This is a genomic window from Streptomyces apricus, from assembly GCF_008369065.1.
In the GTDB taxonomy this organism is placed as follows: Bacteria; Actinomycetota; Actinomycetes; order Streptomycetales; family Streptomycetaceae; genus Streptomyces; species Streptomyces apricus.
In genome coordinates this window covers 1-16019 of sequence record NZ_VDFC01000042.1, presented here as the reverse complement: position 1 = coordinate 16019, position 16019 = coordinate 1, and the positions used below count along the sequence as shown (strand labels likewise).

Below are 16019 nucleotides of genomic sequence, written 5' to 3'. Positions count from 1 at the left end.
TGCGTTCCCCGGTCGTCTCGCGCACATCGGGGTCGCCCGTGCCCAGCAGGTCCTGACGGCCCGTTACCGGCTCCCCTCGGAGCGGGCGGCCTTCGAACTGCTGCGGGAGACGTCGCAGCGGTTCAACATCAAGCTGCACACGCTGGCCGACGTCGTGCTGCGCACCCCCGCCCCCGACGCGGGCGCCTCGCTGTGGTTCCCGCGGCGCACCCGTCACGACCCGCCGCCGCTGTCGCACCTGGCGATGGCCGGAGCGGGCCGCACGAGCCACGGGGCGGTGCTGAAGGGCGCGCTGCGGCGGGTGCTGCAGGTCGCCGAGACCACCATGGGCAATGTGCAGCTGGCCGAACAGGGCATGCTCCGCATGGAGCGGCACGCCGGGCTGAACCGCGAGTTCACCGAGTTCTTCGCCTTCGTGCGCAATCCGACGACGCCCTGCGCGCAGGCGGCCGGACGGCGGCAGCAGATCACGGTGAAGGACGTGGCCGTCGCCGACGCCTTCGACGAGGAGTCCCGCCGCACGATCCTGCAGACGGGCAGCCGGGCGTCCCACAGCATGCCCCTGACCGGCCCGCGCGGACAGGCCGTGGGCGTGATCTCGACGCACCACGACCGGCCGCTGACCGACTTCAGCCGGACGCGGCTCGCCGCCCTGGAGGCCGTCGGCGCGCAGGCGGGCCGCTGGCTGCTCTGGCACCGGTACACCTTGGTCCTGGACGCCCTGGAACACCTCCATACAAGCGCCCCCACCGCACGCTGACCACCCTCAGGACCTGGCCAGACCCACCAGAGGCAGCAATCTTGAGCGGATGCTTGTCAACTTTCCAGCCTGCGAGGTATATAAAAAGGCGTAGGGCATCGCACCCAGTGACAACGGAGAGGAGTGACCCGTGATGCTCATGCGCACCGACCCGTTCCGTGAGCTCGACCGTCTCACCCAGCAGGTCTTCAGCACCGCCCGCCCCGCGGCGATGCAGATGGACGCCTACCGTTCCGGTGACGACTTCATCGTCCACTTCGACCTTCCCGGCATCGACCCGGAGACCATCGACCTGGACATCGAGCGCAACGTGCTCACCGTACGAGCCGAGCGCCGCTCCCCCGCCCCCGAGGGCGCCGAGGTCATCGCCGCCGAGCGGCCGACCGGCCCCTTCACCCGGCAGCTCTTCCTGGGCGAGACCCTCGACACGGAGCGCATCGACGCCTCGTACGCCGCCGGCGTCCTGACCCTGCGCATCCCCGTGGCCGAACAGGCCAAGCCGCGCCGCATCCACATCACCGGCGACAACGACCACAAGCAGCTCCACACCTAAAGCCCCCTGGCCCCGCGGGCATTACCACCCGCGGGGCCGTTCGCGCTCCGTCCGGTCGCCGCGACGGGAGCACCGAACCGCGCGGGCCGCCGTGGCGGGAAGCGACCGGCGGCCGGGCGGTGGGCGGTGGGCGGTGAAAATCTTGTGGTTGTCATTGACATGTCAGCTTCTACGCGCGTCATCATGGTGCCCATGAGATTCCCCCCACGGATCACCCGCATCGGCACCGCGGCCGCCCTCCTGTCCGGTCTCCTCGTCGGTGGCACCGTCACCGCCGGGGCCTCGGGCGCCTCCGCCGCGGCCGTCGGCAGCGTCTGCTACGGCGCTCTGCCGTCCCAGGCGCACGACACGCTGGACCTCATCGAGCAGGGCGGCCCCTATCCCTACACGCAGGACGGCAGCGTCTTCCAGAACCGGGAAGGTGTGCTGCCCAGTCGCACCAGCGGCTACTACCACGAGTACACGGTGATCACGCCGGGCTCCTCGACACGCGGCGCCCGCCGCATCGTCACCGGCGCGCAGACCCGGGAGGACTACTACACGTCCGACCACTACGTCTCGTTCAGGCTCGTCAACTACAGCTGCTGAGCAGCTCGTACTCCGCCCCACGGTCCCCCACGTCACCGGCCGCGGGGCGGAGCGCGTCCTGCTGCCGGCCCGGCCGGGTCCGGTGAGTCGGAGGTCACTCTGTGCAAGAGGGCAAGGTCACAGCCCCTGCCTCTGCTGCGACTCAAGCGATCTGCCCTAGCATCCGAGCATGACGGTCCTGCCCAACGACGGGCTCTCGCCGGCCGCCGAGTTCCCTGCCGCGACTCATGATCAGTGGCGCCGCCTGGTGGCGGGCGTGCTGAGCAGGTCGGGCAAGGAGGTCTCGGAGGAGACGGCGGAGGCAGCCCTGTCCACCGCGCTGGAGGACGGGCTCACCACCCGTCCGCTCTACACGGCCCACGACGACGCACCCGATCCCGGTTTCCCCGGCTCCGCCCCCTTCGTCCGCGGCGGCCGGCCCGAGGGGAACACGGCCGGCGGCTGGGGCGTGCGCCAGCGGCACACGACGGCCGACGGCCCCGCGGTGCTGGCGGACCTGGAGAACGGCGTCACCTCGCTCTGGCTGGTCGTCGGCGAGGGCGGCTTCCCCGTCCCCGCGCTCGACCGGGCCCTCGACGGCGTCTACCTCGACCTGGCCTCTGTCGTCCTCGACGCGGGCCGCGACACGGGGCCCGCCGCGGCCGAGCTGCTGCGGCTGTACGAGGCGCGGGGCGTCGCCGCGGACGCGGTGCGCGGCAACCTCGGCGCGGACCCGCTGGGCCACGAGGCGCGTACGGGTGAGGCGACGGACCCCGCGACGGCCGCCGGACTCGCCAAGCGGTGCGCCGAGGAGTACCCGGGACTGCGCGCCCTGACCGTGGACGCGCTGCCGTACCACGAGGCGGGCGGCTCGGCCGCCCAGGAACTGGGCGCCTCACTGGCGACGGGCGTCGCCTACCTGCGGGAACTGACCGGCGCCGGGCTCTCCGTCGAGCAGGCCTGCGCCCAGCTGGAGTTCCGGTACGCGGCCACCGCCGACCAGTTCCTGACCATCGCCAAGCTGCGCGCCGCCCGCCGGCTCTGGGCGCGGGTCGCCGAGGTGTGCGGGGCACCCGGCGCGGGGGCGCCGCCGCAGCACGCCGTGACCTCGCCGGTGATGATGTCCCGCCGCGATCCGTACGTGAACATGCTGCGCACGACCGTCGCCACGCTCGCCGCCGGAGTGGGCGGCGCGGACGCGGTGACCGTGCTCCCCTTCGACCACGCCCTCGGCCTGCCGGACGCCTTCGCCCGGCGCATCGCCCGCAACACCTCGACGATCCTGGTCGAGGAGTCGCACCTGGCGCGGGTGATCGATCCGGCGGGCGGCTCCTGGTACGTGGAGCGGCTCACCGACGAACTCGCCCACGCGGGCTGGGAGTTCTTCCGGCACATCGAGGGCCTGGGCGGCCAGGCCGCCGCCCTGCGCTCGGGCCGGCTCGGCCGGGACCTGGCCGAGACCTGGGCGGCGCGCAGCGCGAAGCTCGCGCAGCGGCGCGAACCGATCACCGGGGTCAGCGAGTTCCCGAACCTCGCCGAGCGGGCCGTGGTGCGCGAACCCGCTCCCGAACCGCCGTCCGGCGGGCTGCCCAGGGTGCGCCGCGACGAGGCGTACGAGGAGCTGCGGGCCCGCTCCGACGCGCACCTCGCCGCCACCGGGAGCGCCCTCGGTGACGGGCTCGATGCCGCCCGCGCGTCTACCTGGCCACCATCGGCCCCGCCGCCGCCCACACGGCCCGGACCTCCTTCGCCGCCAACCTCTTCCAGGCGGGCGGCATCGAGCCCGTCACCGAGGGCTCCTTCGAGGACAGCGGCGCCACCGAGGCCTGCCTGTGCTCCAGCGACGCGCTGTACGAGGAGCAGGCCGCGGACACGGCGCAGGCCCTCCGCGCCGCGGGCGCCCGGCACGTGTCCCTGGCCGGCCGCCCCACGGCGTACCCGGACGCCGACGCGTACGTCTTCGCGGGCTGCGACGCCGTCGCCGTGCTCCGCTCCGCCCTCGACCGCATGGGAGTGTCCTGATGGGAATCCCCGACTTTTCCGGGGTCCCGCTGGGGACCCCGGCCGCCACGGGCGGCGCCGACGACTGGCGCCGCGCCGTGAAGAGCGCGACCGGCGGCGACGTGTCCTTCTGGGAGACCCCGGAGGGCATCGCGGTCAAGCCGCTCTACACCGGCCGTGACCTGGAGGGCCTCGACTTCCTGGAGACCTACCCGGGCATCGCGCCGTACCTGCGCGGCCCGTACCCCACGATGTACGTCAACCAGCCCTGGACGATCCGCCAGTACGCGGGCTTCTCGACGGCCGAGGAGTCCAACGCCTTCTACCGGCGCAACCTCGCCGCCGGCCAGAAGGGCCTGTCGGTCGCCTTCGACCTGCCCACCCACCGCGGCTACGACAGCGACCACCCGCGCGTGACGGGCGACGTCGGCATGGCGGGCGTGGCCATCGACTCCATCCTCGACATGCGGCAGCTCTTCGACGGCATCCCACTGGACCGGATGACGGTGTCGATGACGATGAACGGCGCGGTGCTGCCGGTCCTCGCGCTGTACATCGTGGCGGCGGAGGAGCAGGGCGTGCCGCCGGAGAAGCTGGCCGGGACCATCCAGAACGACATCCTCAAGGAGTTCATGGTCCGCAACACCTACATCTATCCGCCGAAGCCGTCGATGCGGATCATCTCCGACATCTTCGCGTACACCTCGCAGCGGATGCCGCGCTACAACTCCATCTCCATCTCGGGCTACCACATCCAGGAGGCCGGCGCGACGGCCGACCTGGAGCTGGCGTACACCCTCGCGGACGGCGTCGAGTACATCCGCGCGGGGCGCGAAGCCGGCCTGGACGTCGACGCGTTCGCCCCGCGGCTGTCCTTCTTCTGGGCGATCGGCATGAACTTCTTCATGGAGGTCGCCAAGCTGCGGGCGGCGCGCCTGCTGTGGGCGAGGCTGGTGCGGCAGTTCGACCCGCAGAACGCCAAGTCCCTCTCCCTGCGCACGCATTCGCAGACCTCGGGCTGGTCGCTGACCGCGCAGGACGTCTTCAACAACGTGACGCGCACCTGTGTGGAGGCGATGGCCGCGACCCAGGGCCACACCCAGTCGCTGCACACCAACGCACTCGACGAGGCGCTCGCCCTGCCCACCGACTTCTCCGCGCGCATCGCCCGCAACACGCAGCTGCTGCTCCAGCAGGAGTCGGGCACGACACGGGTCATCGACCCGTGGGGCGGCAGCGCGTACGTCGAGAAGCTGACGTACGACCTGGCCCGGCGGGCCTGGCAGCACATCGAGGAGGTCGAGGCGGCGGGCGGCATGGCGAAGGCCATCGACGCGGGCATCCCCAAGCTGCGCATCGAGGAGGCCGCGGCCCGTACGCAGGCGCGGATCGACTCCGGCCGCCAGCCGGTGATCGGCGTCAACAAGTACCGCGTCGGGACGGACGAGGAGATCGACGTCCTCACCGTCGACAACTCCTCCGTGCGCGCCCGGCAGATCGAGAAGCTGCGGCGGCTGCGGGCGGAGCGCGACGAGGGCGCGTGCCAGGACGCCCTCGACGCCCTGACCCGGGCGGCCGGCGGCGAGGGCAACCTGCTGGAGCTGGCGGTGCACGCGGCACGCGCCCAGGCCACCGTCGGGGAGATCTCGGACGCGCTGGAGAAGGTGTACGGGCGGCACGCGGGGCAGATCCGTACGATCGCCGGTGTGTACCGCAACGAAGCAGGCGAGTCCCCGTCCGTGGACCGCACCCGTACGCTCGTGGACTCCTTCGAGGAGGCCGAGGGCCGCCGGCCGCGCATCCTGGTCGCCAAGATGGGCCAGGACGGCCACGACCGCGGCCAGAAGGTGATCGCCACCGCCTTCGCCGACCTCGGCTTCGACGTCGACGTCGGCCCGCTGTTCCAGACCCCGGCCGAGGTGGCGCGCCAGGCGGTGGAGGCGGACGTGCACATCGTGGGCGTCTCGTCGCTGGCCGCCGGGCACCTCACGCTCGTCCCCGCGCTGCGGGAGGAGCTGGCGGCGGAGGGCCGGGAGGACATCATGGTGGTCGTCGGCGGGGTGATCCCGCCGCAGGACGTGCCGACCCTGCTGGAGATGGGCGCGGCGGCCGTGTTCCCGCCCGGGACGGTGATCCCGGACGCGGCGTACGACCTCGTGCAGCGGCTCTCGACCGGCCTCGGGCACGACCTGTGATCGAACTCGACACCTATGTGAAGGGTGTGCTCGACGGGAAGCGGGCGCTGGTCGCGCGCGCCATCACCCTCGTCGAGTCCACCCGTCCGCAGCACCGCGCGCTGGCGCAGGAGTTGCTGACCGAGCTGCTCCCGCACAGCGGGCGGGCGCGGCGCATCGGCGTCAGCGGGGTGCCGGGGGTCGGCAAGTCGACGTTCATCGACGCGTTCGGCACGATGCTCACCGGGCTGGGGCACCGGGTGGCGGTGCTGGCCGTCGACCCGTCCTCCAGCCGGACGGGCGGCTCGATCCTGGGCGACAAGACGCGGATGGAGCGCCTGGCCGTGGACCCGGCGGCCTTCATCCGCCCCTCCCCCACCGCCGGCACGCTCGGCGGGGTGGCGAAGGCGACCCGCGAGTCGATCGTCGTCATGGAGGCCGCGGGCTACGACGTGGTGCTGGTGGAGACGGTCGGCGTCGGCCAGTCGGAGACGGCGGTCGCCGACATGGTCGACTCCTTCCTGCTGCTGACGCTGGCCCGCACCGGCGACCAGCTCCAGGGCATCAAGAAGGGCGTCCTGGAACTGGCGGACGTGATCGCCGTCAACAAGGCGGACGGGCCGCACGAGCGCGACGCGAAGGCCGCCGCACGGGAACTGGCGGGCGCCCTGCGGCTGATGCACGGCAAGGACGCGGCGTGGACGCCGCCCGTGCTGAGCTGCAGCGCCCGCGAATCGGCCGGACTCGACACGGTGTGGGACCGCCTCGAACAGCACCGCACGCTCCTCGAAGCCGGCGGCCGGCTCGCCGCCAAGCGCCGTGACCAGCAGGTCGGCTGGACGTGGGCGATGGTCCGCGAGGAGCTGCTGGGCCGTCTGCACGCGGACCCCGCCGTACGCGCCCTCGCACCCGAACTCGAACAGCGGGTGCGCGACGGCGCGTTGACGGCCACGCTGGCCGCCGAGCAGATCCTGCGGGCGTTCGGCGACCGGGGCGGGGCCACGGGCGGCGGCGCGGAGTGACGGTCAGCGGGTCACTGCGTGCTGTCCCGCACGTCGAGGTGGGCCCACGGGTCGTCGACCTGCTGGGCCCCGGCCGCCTCCTCCTGGGCGGCGGCCTCGGCGGCCGCCTCCCTGGCCCGCTTCTTGAACGCCACGGCCCGGCGGGCCTTGGCGATCACCTCGTCGTGGTCCCAGCCGAACGTCGCGGCGTCGAGCCGGGCGTCGAAGGCGGCCAGCATCTCGGGACCGATCGCCGAGAGGGCGGTGCGCAGCTCGGCGAGCGTCTGCGGACCGTCGGCGAACTCGAACGCGTACGGGTCCGACAGTGTCTCTGAGCTCGGCTCGGGCGGTGGCGCGGACATGTGGGTGACCTCCGGTGGTGATGCCCCCACGGTACGCGGTGGAGAAGGCCCGCGTGCAAGCAGGACCGGTCTCCCGCCGTCCGGCCGGGCGGGGTATGCCAGGACCGTTTGCCGGTGCTACGTGCCCGCACTCGGCCCGGCCACGGTGCGGTGACGACCGGATCACGATGGCCGGCCCGGGCGTAGCCGGTCACCCGGCCCTTCGTTGGACGTGCCATGACGAAGCGAGACGAGGGCGGGTCCCCGGCGGTCTTCGCACGAGCACCGGACGCGTCCTGGCCACCGGACGCGTCCTGGCCGGACGACGGGAGCGACTGCCGCTGGTGCCGCATCCTCCTCGGCCCCGTCTCCGCCGTGGGGTCCTCGACGGCGCAGGGCGTCCGCAGGTGGCGTTCCGAGCGGCGTTCCGAGCGGCGCGCCGGGGGGAGCGTCGGGTGGCGCACCGACAGCACGCGCACGTGGCTGGAGCGGGTGCGGCCGGTGATACTCCCGCTGGCCGCGCTCACCGTGCTGGCCGCCCTGGCGCTGGCGGTCCTGGGCTGAACCGCGGCCCGCCCGAAGATCGGCCCCCTGCGCCCGTGCGGGGGCGCGCGGTGAGAGGATCCCGGCATGGCGAGGTACACACAGAGCCGCATCACCGGCCACGTGGAGCGCGACGCGTTCGTGATCCGGGTCGCGGGTGAGGTGGAGAGCGACGACGACGAGGCGTTCGAGGAGGCGTGGGACGAGGCCGACGCCCAAGGGCTGGCCGTCACCGTGGTGGACCTGTCCCAGGTGCGCTTCGGCAACAGCGGACTGCTGAACGAGCTGCTGCGCGGACGCTCGCGTCACCTGCTCGCGGGGCGCTCCTTCGTCGTGGCGGGACCGCTGTCACCGCCCGTGGAACGGCTGTTCTCCGTCACCGGCGTGTACGAGCACTTCACCTTCGCGCAGTCCCTGGACAGCGCGCTGGACTGAGCGCACGGGGCGGGGCCGGGGGCACGCGGGCCGGCTGCCGTCGCGGCGTGCGCGGCGCACGGCAGACGGCGGGCGTCGCATGCGGCGCGCGGTTCTGTCGTGCTGGGGCCGAGCCGGTCCGGGTCCGGGAGCTGGACCGGTGCGGCGCTGGGCTCAGGCGGGATACGGGTCCCTCGCAAGACGGACGGCCGCCCTGCAAAGGGAGCCCGAACAGGAACCTCGTCATTCCGGGCAGCGCCGCCGGGCGCGACCGCAGCGACCCCGTCGTGCAGGTGGCCGTGACGCTCCCGGAAGGCGGCGGAGGGGCCAGTCGGCGAGGGGTGCCGGCGGGAGGGGGACCGGAGCGGCGCCCCTCCCTCTCCCCTCCCCCGTCGGCTGTGCGCGGCTCGTGGGGGCTCAGGCCTTGAGGGCTGCCAGCACCATGGACCGGGCCTCCTCCTGGATGCGCTGGAGGTGGTCGGTGCCCAGGAAGGACTCCGCGTAGATCTTGTAGACGTCCTCGGTGCCCGAGGGGCGGGCGGCGAACCAGGCGTTGTCGGTGGAGACCTTGACCCCGCCGAGGGCGGCGCCGTTGCCGGGGGCCTCGGTGAGGACCGAGGTGACCGGCTCGCCCGCCAGGGTGTCGGCGGTGACCTGGCGCGGGGACAGCTTCGCCAGCAGCGCCTTCTCCTCGCGGGAGGCGGGGGCGTCGATGCGGGCGTAGGCGGGGGCGCCGAAGCGGTCGGTGAGCTGCGCGTAGTGCTGCGAGGGCGTGCTGCCGGTGACGGCGGTGATCTCGGAGGCGAGCAGGGCCAGGATGATGCCGTCCTTGTCGGTGGTCCACACCGAGCCGTCGCGGCGCAGGAAGGAGGCGCCGGCCGACTCCTCGCCGCCGAAGCCGAGCGTGGCGTCGGACAGGCCGTCCACGAACCACTTGAAGCCGACCGGGACCTCGACCAGGGGCCGGCCGACGTCGGCCGCGACCCGGTCGATCATGCCCGACGACACCAGGGTCTTGCCGATGCCCGCGCCCGCGGGCCACTGCTGGCGGTGGGAGAACAGGTAGGAGATCGCCACGGCCAGGTAGTGGTTGGGGTTCATCAGGCCGCCGTCGGGGGTGACGATGCCGTGCCGGTCGGCGTCGGCGTCGTTGCCGGTGGCGATGTCGAAGCGGTCGCGCTGCTCGATGAGCGAGGCCATGGCGTACGGCGAGGAGCAGTCCATGCGGATCTTGCCGTCCCAGTCCAGCGTCATGAAGCGCCAGGTGGGGTCGGTGATCGGGTTGACCACCGTGAGGTCCAGGCGGTGCTGTTCGGCGATGCGGCCCCAGTAGGCGACCGAGGCGCCGCCCAGCGGGTCGGCGCCGATGCGCACGCCGGCCGCCCGGATCGCGTCCAGGTCCAGCACGCTCGGCAGGTCGGCGACGTAGGCGCCCAGGAAGTCGTGGCGGTCGGTGCCGGGGGCGGCCAGGGCGCGGGCGTAGGGAATGCGGCGCACGTCCTTGAGGCCGCCGGCGATGATGTCGTTGGCGCGGTCCTGGATCCAGGAGGTCGCCTCGGAGCCGGCAGGGCCGCCGTTGGGCGGGTTGTACTTGAAGCCGCCGTCGGCGGGCGGGTTGTGCGAGGGGGTGACGACCACGCCGTCGGCCAGGCCGGTGGTGCGGGCGCGGTTGTGGGTGAGGATGGCGTGCGAGACGGCCGGGGTGGGCGTGTAGCCGTCACCCTGGTCGATCAGGACGCTCACGTCGTTGGCGGCGAACACCTCCAGGGCCGTGATGCGGGCCGGCTCGGACAGGGCGTGGGTGTCGGCGCCCAGGAAGAGCGGGCCGTCGGTGCCCTGGGCGGTGCGGTACTCGCAGATGGCCTGGCTGGTGGCGGCGATGTGGTCCTCGTTGAACGCCGTGGCGAGGGAGGAACCGCGGTGTCCCGAGGTACCGAACGCCACCCGCTGCCCGGGCTCGGCCGGGTCGGGGTGCAGCGCGTAGTACGCCGTGACCAGGCGGGCCACATCGACGAGGTCTCCGGGTGCGGCGACCTGTCCCGCTCGCGCGTCCTGCATGTCCCGTTCCTCCATCAAGGTCGGCCGTTGGATACCGGCTCATTCTTCCCTGCCCGGGACGGCGGGGCGCACACTCGCTGCCGGCCGGCGACGTCCGTCCATCGGGCGCTGGCCGGCCCCGACGGCCGCGGCGGTTCGGGAGCCGCTGCGGCCCGGGGGCTGCGGCGGCCCCGGTGGCTAGGGCAGCCGCGGTGACAGCCGCGGCACCGGAAGCGGTGGCGGCCCCGATGATGGCGACGACGGTCGCGGCGTTGAGCACAGGGCCGACGCAGGGTCGGCACCAGGCCGAGCCCGATGGCAGCCGCAGGGCCGAGCGCAGTGCCGGCCACAGGGCCGAACGCAGTAGCGGCCGCGGTCCCGGAGGCGTCCCGTGCGGCGCTCCGGGGACGGGGTGCAGGCTTCCGGGCGGCCCGGATCCGCGGCACCCCTCCCCTCGCGGGCCGCGAGGAGGGCAGCGGCGTACAAGCGGTGCACGGCGGTCGATGCCGTCGAACGCCGACGGATGCCGGCGGGCGGKGGACGGCGGACGCCGGCGCATGCCGGKGGGCGGCGGCAGGGCGGAACGGGTGACGGACCCGGCGCGCGGCCGTTCCGGGCGCCCCGCGCGGCGCCCCCGCCAGCGCGGCGGTCCCCCGCGTGCGGGCGCCGTCGCGTGCGCGCGTCGCGGCCGGGACGAGGTGCCTGTGACGGTCCCTGCCAGAAACCTTGACAACGATGTCAAATGCGTGATCTAGTCCGCTTCCGTCCAGCCAGGTGCCGCCGGTCGTGCTGGGAAGGGGGGCTCACCGCGATGACCTGCACACCGCCTCCCGCGCATGCCGGGGCCCGTGGGTGCACGAGCGCCGGCCGCCCCGTACCCGAGTGCCCGAGGGGGGCCGCCGGGCCCGTCCCGTGGGGATCCGCCCGTCACGTGGAGAGCTGCCCGTCGTGCCGTGCCGCGCACGGCGGGTGAGGAACAGGAGAGCGTTGTTCATGCACAGACCTCTGCACCGATGGCGCGAGCGCGCCTCGACCGTCCTGGCCTCGCTGGCGCTGGTGGTGGCCGGCGGCGCGCTGGAGCCGGCGGCGGCCGCCGCCGGGGCCCCCGCGGCCTCCGGTCAACTCACCTCCCTGGTCAACCCGTTCATCGGCACCCAGAACTTCGGCAACACCTTCCCCGGTGCCAGCGCGCCCTTCGGCATGGTCCAGGTCAGTCCGGACACCGGCGGGCAGGGCGGCTACGACTACCAGCAGGACAAGATCCACGGGTTCAGCCAGACCCACCTGTCGGGCGTGGGCTGCTCCGTCATGGGTGAGCTGCCCGTCATGCCGACGACCGGGGCGGTGGACAGCGTCGATCCGGACGTCTACCGCTCCTCCTTCTCGCACGACGACGAGGACGCCGAACCGGGCTACTACCGCGTCGGGTTGAAGACGTACGGCATCGACGCCGAGCTGACCGCCACCGCCCGCACGGGCTGGCAGCGCTACACCTTCCCCTCCACCGAGCAGGCCAACGTCCTGTTCAACACGGGCAAGGCCAACCAGAAGGTGTACAGCTCGCAGCTGCGGGTGGTCGGTGACCGCACCGTCGAGGGCCGGGTGGAGGCGGGCAACTTCTGCGCGGGCAAGGACAAGCACACCGTCTACTTCACCGCGACCTTCGACCGGCCCTTCACCGCGCACGGCACCTGGCGCGGGAACACCCCCTCCCCCGGCGGGCGGGAGGCCTCCGGTGAGGGCGGCAACGGCGGCTGGGTGAGCTTCGACGCCTCCTCGGACCGGGACGTCGTCGTCAAGGTGGGGCTGTCCTACACGGGCGTCGAGGGCGCCCGGGCGAACCTGGCGGCGGAGACGAAGGACTCCTACGACTTCGACGCCACGCGCGCCGCGCTGCACGCCACGTGGGAGCGGCAGCTGGAGGCGGTGAAGATCGGCGGCGGGTCGGCCGAGCGGCGGCGGGCGTTCTACTCGGCGCTCTACCACGCGCAGTTGCATCCGAACCTGGCCGGGGACGTGGACGGGCGCTACGCGGGCTTCGACGGGAAGGTCCATCTCGCCTCGGGGTTCACGCCGTACCAGAACCTGTCGCTGTGGGACACCCACCGGCCGCAGAACCAGCTGCTGCAGATGCTGCAGCCCGAGGTCGCGCGGGACGTGGCGCTGTCGGTGGTGGCGATCGGGCGTGACGGGGGCTGGCTGCCGCGCTGGTCGCTGGCCAACAGCGAGACCAACATCATGACCGGTGACCCGGTGACGCCCTTCCTGGTCGAGGCGTGGTCCAAGGGGCTGCTGGCGGGGCACGAGAAGGAGGCGTACGCGCTGCTGCGCAAGAACGCCCTGAGCACGCCGCCGGAGGACTCCCCCTACAACGGCCGTGCGGGCATCGACGCCTACCAGAAGCGCGGGTATGTGCCCAGCGGGCTGGAGGTGGGCGAGGACTGCCCGGACAAGGGCGGGGACAACGACTGCCGTCATCCGGCCTCGGCGACCTTGGAGTACGCGGCGGCCGACGCGTCGCTGGCGCTGATGGCCAAGGGGCTGGGGCACGCCGCGGACGCCCGTACGTTCGCCGCGCGCGGCCAGTGGTACCGCAACCTGTGGGACTCCTCCCTGCAGCAGTTCCGGCCGCGTACGACCGAGGGCACCTGGCTGGCGCCGTACGACCCGGTCGAGGCGGGCCACCAGTTCCACGAGGGCGGCGCCTACCAGTACCAGTGGCTGGTGCCGCAGGATCCGGCCGGGCTCGTGTCCCTGATGGGCGGCCGTGACAGGACCGAGAAGCGCCTGGACGACTTCTTCGTCTACGACAAGCTGCTGAAGGACCCGGCCGCGACCGCCCGCAACGAGTGGATCTCGGCGCCCTACGACTACTACGGCAAGCCCACCTACAACCCGAACAACGAGCCCGACCTGCACTCCCCGTACATGTACCTGTGGGCGGGGGCGCCGGCCAAGACCGCCACCGTGGTGCGCGCGGCGATGACGCTCTTCACCGACGGGCCCGACGGCATGACCGGCAACGACGACCTGGGCACCATGTCGGCCTGGTACGTCTTCTCCTCGCTGGGCCTGTACCCGACGACGAGCGGGGGCGACTTCCTGGCCGTCTCCAGCCCGCAGTTCCCCTCCGCTCTCATCCGCATCGGCGCCTACGGCAGGCAGCAGGGCGGCACCCTGAGCGTGCAGGCGCCGGGCAGCAGCGACACCGCACGCTATGTGCAGCGGGCCCGGTTCGGCGGGAAGGACCTGCGGGCCACCTGGCTGGACTGGAAGGCCCTCGCCAAGGGCGGTGACCTGTCCTTCGAGATGGGTGACAGGCCCTCGGCCTGGGGCACGGGCAAGGGCGCCGAGCCGCCGTCGGTCAACCGCGCCCCGGCCGATGCGCGCCGCCACCTCGACGCCTCCCTGCGCGCCGCCTCCGACGTCGTGCCGACGGCCGAGCGCGCGCAGAGCGTGCGGCTGCAGCTGGACGTGCTGGGCCAGTCCCCCGGCACGCTGCGGGTGGCGGTGGGCGCCAAGGCGCCCGCCGGCTGGAGCGCGAAGGTCTCCCAGCCCTTCTCGCTGACCTCCCGCCACCTGCCGGTGCAGCGCACCGCGACGGTGGACGTGAGCGTGCCGGCCGGCACCGCGCCAGGTTCGTACACCGTGCAGGTCACGGCCGGCGCCAAGGGGGCCGGGACGGTGCAGCGGGTCGCGAGCATCGAGGTGCGCGCGGCGGCCCGCTGCGCGGCCGACATTGACGGGCAGTGCGCGCTGGACCTGGCCAAGGAGGCCAACCACGACGGGACCGCGAGCGTGACCGCCTCCGACGAGGGCGACTTCGACGGAGGGGGCTGGAGCTTCGACGCCAGCCTGCTCCCCAAGGCCGGTCCGGTGGTCTGGGACGGCGTGACGTACCAGGCGCCCGACGCCTCGGGCACGGCCCCGAACTTCGTCGAGGCGCGCGGGCAGTCCCTGCTGCTGCCGGCCGGGTCCTACCGGTCGCTGCGGGTGGTCGCCGCGGCCCACCACGGCCCGGTGACGACCATGCTCACCGTGCGCTACACCGACGGGACCGATGCGCAGGTGCCCGTCGCCGTGGGCGACTGGGCGGGATCGGCGCCGCAGGGCAGCTCCGTGGTGCTGGAGATGGCGCACCGGATCAAGCGCGGACAGGGCGTGGACGGGCCGCCGGTACGTCTGTTCGGCGCCACCGCGGACCTGGACGCGTCCAAGACGGTGCGCTCGGTGGCGCTGCAGGACGATTCCCGGGTGCAGCTCTACGCGCTCACCCTGCGCTAGGACCGGCCGGGACCTGGGGCGGTGTGAACCGCCCGGGCCTGGGGGCGGTGCGACCGTGGTGGTCGCGCCGCCCCCCTTTTTTGTGCGTGCGGGTTTGCGTGGGGGTGGTTCAGCGGGCGGTCAGGGCCCTGATCTCGTCGGTGATCAGCTGCGGGTCCTCCTCGGCCATGAAGTGGCCGCAGGAGACGGTGCGGTGGCGCAGGTCGCCGGCCCAGGCGCTCCACAGTCCCTGGGCGTCGTAGCCGAGGGCGGCGCCCCAGTCCTGCTGCAGGACGGTGACCGGCATGGCCAGCCGGCGCCCGGCCTGGCGGTCGGCCCGGTCGTGGTCCACGTCCACGCCGGCGGAGGCGCGGTAGTCGGCGACGATGGAGGGCACCGCGGCTGCGCAGGCGGCGAGGTAGTGGGCGCGCACCTCGGCGGGGATCGCGGCCGGGTCGTTGGTCCACGCGTCGAGGAAGTGGGCGAAGAAGGCGTCGGCGCACGCCTGGATCATCTGTTCGGGCAGGCCCGGCGGCTGGGCCATCAGGTAGAGGTGGAAGGCGAGGGCGGCGGAGGTGCCGTGCAGGGCCTCCCACATGTCCAGGGTGGGCAGGACGTCGAGGAACAGGGCGCGGCGTACCGCCGTGGGGTGGTCCAGTGCGGCGCGGAAGGCCACCAGGGCGCCGCGGTCGTGGCCGGCCAGGGTGAAGGAGTCGTGGCCCAGGGCCGCGGCCAGCCGCACGACGTCGCGGGCCATGGTCCGCTTTGAGTAGACGTCGGGTCCGCTCTCGGCGGGCTTGTCGCTGGCGCCGTACCCGCGCAGGTCGGGACAGATGACGGTGTGGTCGGCGGCGAGGTCGGCGGCGACGTGGCGCCACATGAGGTGGGTCTGGGGGAAACCGTGCAGCAGCATGAGGGGGCTGCCGGTGCCGGTGACGCGGACGTTCAGGGTGACGTCGTCGTCGACCCGTACGCGGTGCTCGGTGGAAGTGGAATCGGGGATCGTCGGAGGGGTCACGAAGGCTCCTGGGGCTCGTGGCACAGTGGACGTCCCCGGACCCCGGCAGTCCGGTGGTTTCGGGTCCGGTGGTCCGGGTCCAGTGGTTTCGGGGACGTGCGTCCAGGCTGCAGGCCCCCGATCAGTGATCGATGAGTGAGTACGCGCCGCCCTCGCGGGCGGCGCCGCCCGCGAAGGGGACATGCCGTGGGTGTGGAGTTCGCCCTGCTGGGGCCGGTCACCGCCCACACGGCGGACGGCACCGCGCTGGCGCTGGGTGCGCCGCGTCACCGGGAGGTGCTGGGGCGGCTGCTGGTGGCCCGGGGCCGGGTGGTGCCGGTGGACCGGCTGGTGGCCGACCTGTGGCC

Annotated in this window: 11 protein-coding genes and 1 pseudogene; 9 read left to right on the top strand and 3 right to left on the bottom strand. The window is 73.3% G+C overall.

Translation table 11 applies throughout. The features are described 5' to 3' along the window. The 6 genes and pseudogenes from FGF04_RS18105 to meaB all read left to right on the top strand — a co-directional run. Window positions 1-760 (top strand): GAF domain-containing protein (locus FGF04_RS18105; RefSeq protein WP_235882386.1); only part of this gene is annotated, 760 nt, incomplete at its 5' end. Between the two features lie 133 nt (window positions 761-893). Then, on the top strand, window positions 894-1313 hold the full coding sequence (locus FGF04_RS18100; protein ID WP_149512375.1) for an Hsp20/alpha crystallin family protein: 420 nt from the start codon (window positions 894-896) through the stop codon (window positions 1311-1313). Window positions 1314-1505: 192 nt separating this feature from the next. Then, complete coding sequence (locus tag FGF04_RS18095) at window positions 1506-1901, top strand: ribonuclease domain-containing protein (RefSeq protein WP_149512374.1); 396 nt, start codon at window positions 1506-1508, stop codon at window positions 1899-1901. Window positions 1902-2070: 169 nt separating this feature from the next. Continuing rightward, window positions 2071-3902 (top strand): annotated as a pseudogene (locus FGF04_RS18090) (methylmalonyl-CoA mutase family protein). Then, entirely contained in the window at window positions 3902-6076 is a 2175-nt protein-coding gene (scpA, locus tag FGF04_RS18085; RefSeq protein ID WP_149512373.1) for a methylmalonyl-CoA mutase, read from the top strand. Before FGF04_RS18090 ends, scpA begins: the two are co-directional and overlap by 1 nt. Next, window positions 6073-7077 (top strand): methylmalonyl Co-A mutase-associated GTPase MeaB, encoded by a 1005-nt coding sequence (gene meaB, locus FGF04_RS18080; RefSeq protein WP_149512372.1) that lies wholly within the window; start codon window positions 6073-6075, stop codon window positions 7075-7077. The genes scpA and meaB overlap by 4 nt, the downstream gene beginning before the upstream one ends. A gap of 11 nt (window positions 7078-7088) precedes the next feature. Here the strand turns inward: meaB and FGF04_RS18075 are convergent, their stop codons facing one another. Beyond that, window positions 7089-7418, bottom strand: coding sequence for a hypothetical protein (locus FGF04_RS18075; protein WP_149512371.1), 330 nt, complete (start codon window positions 7416-7418; stop codon window positions 7089-7091). A gap of 216 nt (window positions 7419-7634) precedes the next feature. Here FGF04_RS18075 and FGF04_RS18070 point away from each other — a divergent pair, with 216 nt between their 5' ends. Next, entirely contained in the window at window positions 7635-7961 is a 327-nt protein-coding gene (locus FGF04_RS18070) for a hypothetical protein (RefSeq protein WP_149512370.1), read from the top strand. Window positions 7962-8027: 66 nt separating this feature from the next. After that, window positions 8028-8375, top strand: a complete 348-nt coding sequence (locus FGF04_RS18065) for an STAS domain-containing protein (protein ID WP_149512369.1) — start codon at window positions 8028-8030, stop codon at window positions 8373-8375. 396 nt (window positions 8376-8771) lie between these two features. Here FGF04_RS18065 and pgm read toward each other — a convergent pair whose 3' ends face one another. Next, window positions 8772-10412, bottom strand: coding sequence for a phosphoglucomutase (alpha-D-glucose-1,6-bisphosphate-dependent) (gene pgm / locus FGF04_RS18060; RefSeq protein WP_149512368.1), 1641 nt, complete (start codon window positions 10410-10412; stop codon window positions 8772-8774). Between the two features lie 972 nt (window positions 10413-11384). On the opposite strand from pgm, the gene FGF04_RS18055 reads away from it, so the two are divergent. After that, window positions 11385-14675, top strand: a complete 3291-nt coding sequence (locus tag FGF04_RS18055) for a GH92 family glycosyl hydrolase (RefSeq protein ID WP_149512367.1) — start codon at window positions 11385-11387, stop codon at window positions 14673-14675. A 109-nt stretch (window positions 14676-14784) separates the two neighbouring features. On the opposite strand, the gene FGF04_RS18050 is transcribed toward FGF04_RS18055, so the two are convergent. Then, window positions 14785-15672 (bottom strand): alpha/beta fold hydrolase, encoded by an 888-nt coding sequence (locus FGF04_RS18050; RefSeq protein WP_149512366.1) that lies wholly within the window; start codon window positions 15670-15672, stop codon window positions 14785-14787. Between the last annotated feature and the right edge of the window lie 347 nt (window positions 15673-16019).

Bases quoted from the DNA above. Each gene is read 5' to 3' on its own strand.
- FGF04_RS18055 (WP_149512367.1), top strand. From the start codon at position 11,385: ATGCACAGACCTCTGCACCGATGGCGCGAGCGCGCCTCGACCGTCCTG.
- FGF04_RS18065 (WP_149512369.1), top strand. From the start codon at position 8,028: ATGGCGAGGTACACACAGAGCCGCATCACCGGCCACGTGGAGCGCGAC.
- FGF04_RS18070 (WP_149512370.1), top strand. From the start codon at position 7,635: ATGACGAAGCGAGACGAGGGCGGGTCCCCGGCGGTCTTCGCACGAGCA.
- FGF04_RS18100 (WP_149512375.1), top strand. From the start codon at position 894: ATGCTCATGCGCACCGACCCGTTCCGTGAGCTCGACCGTCTCACCCAG.
- FGF04_RS18075 (WP_149512371.1), bottom strand. From the start codon at position 7,418: ATGTCCGCGCCACCGCCCGAGCCGAGCTCAGAGACACTGTCGGACCCG.
- pgm (WP_149512368.1), bottom strand. From the start codon at position 10,412: ATGCAGGACGCGCGAGCGGGACAGGTCGCCGCACCCGGAGACCTCGTC.
- scpA (WP_149512373.1), top strand. From the start codon at position 3,902: ATGGGAATCCCCGACTTTTCCGGGGTCCCGCTGGGGACCCCGGCCGCC.
- FGF04_RS18095 (WP_149512374.1), top strand. From the start codon at position 1,506: ATGAGATTCCCCCCACGGATCACCCGCATCGGCACCGCGGCCGCCCTC.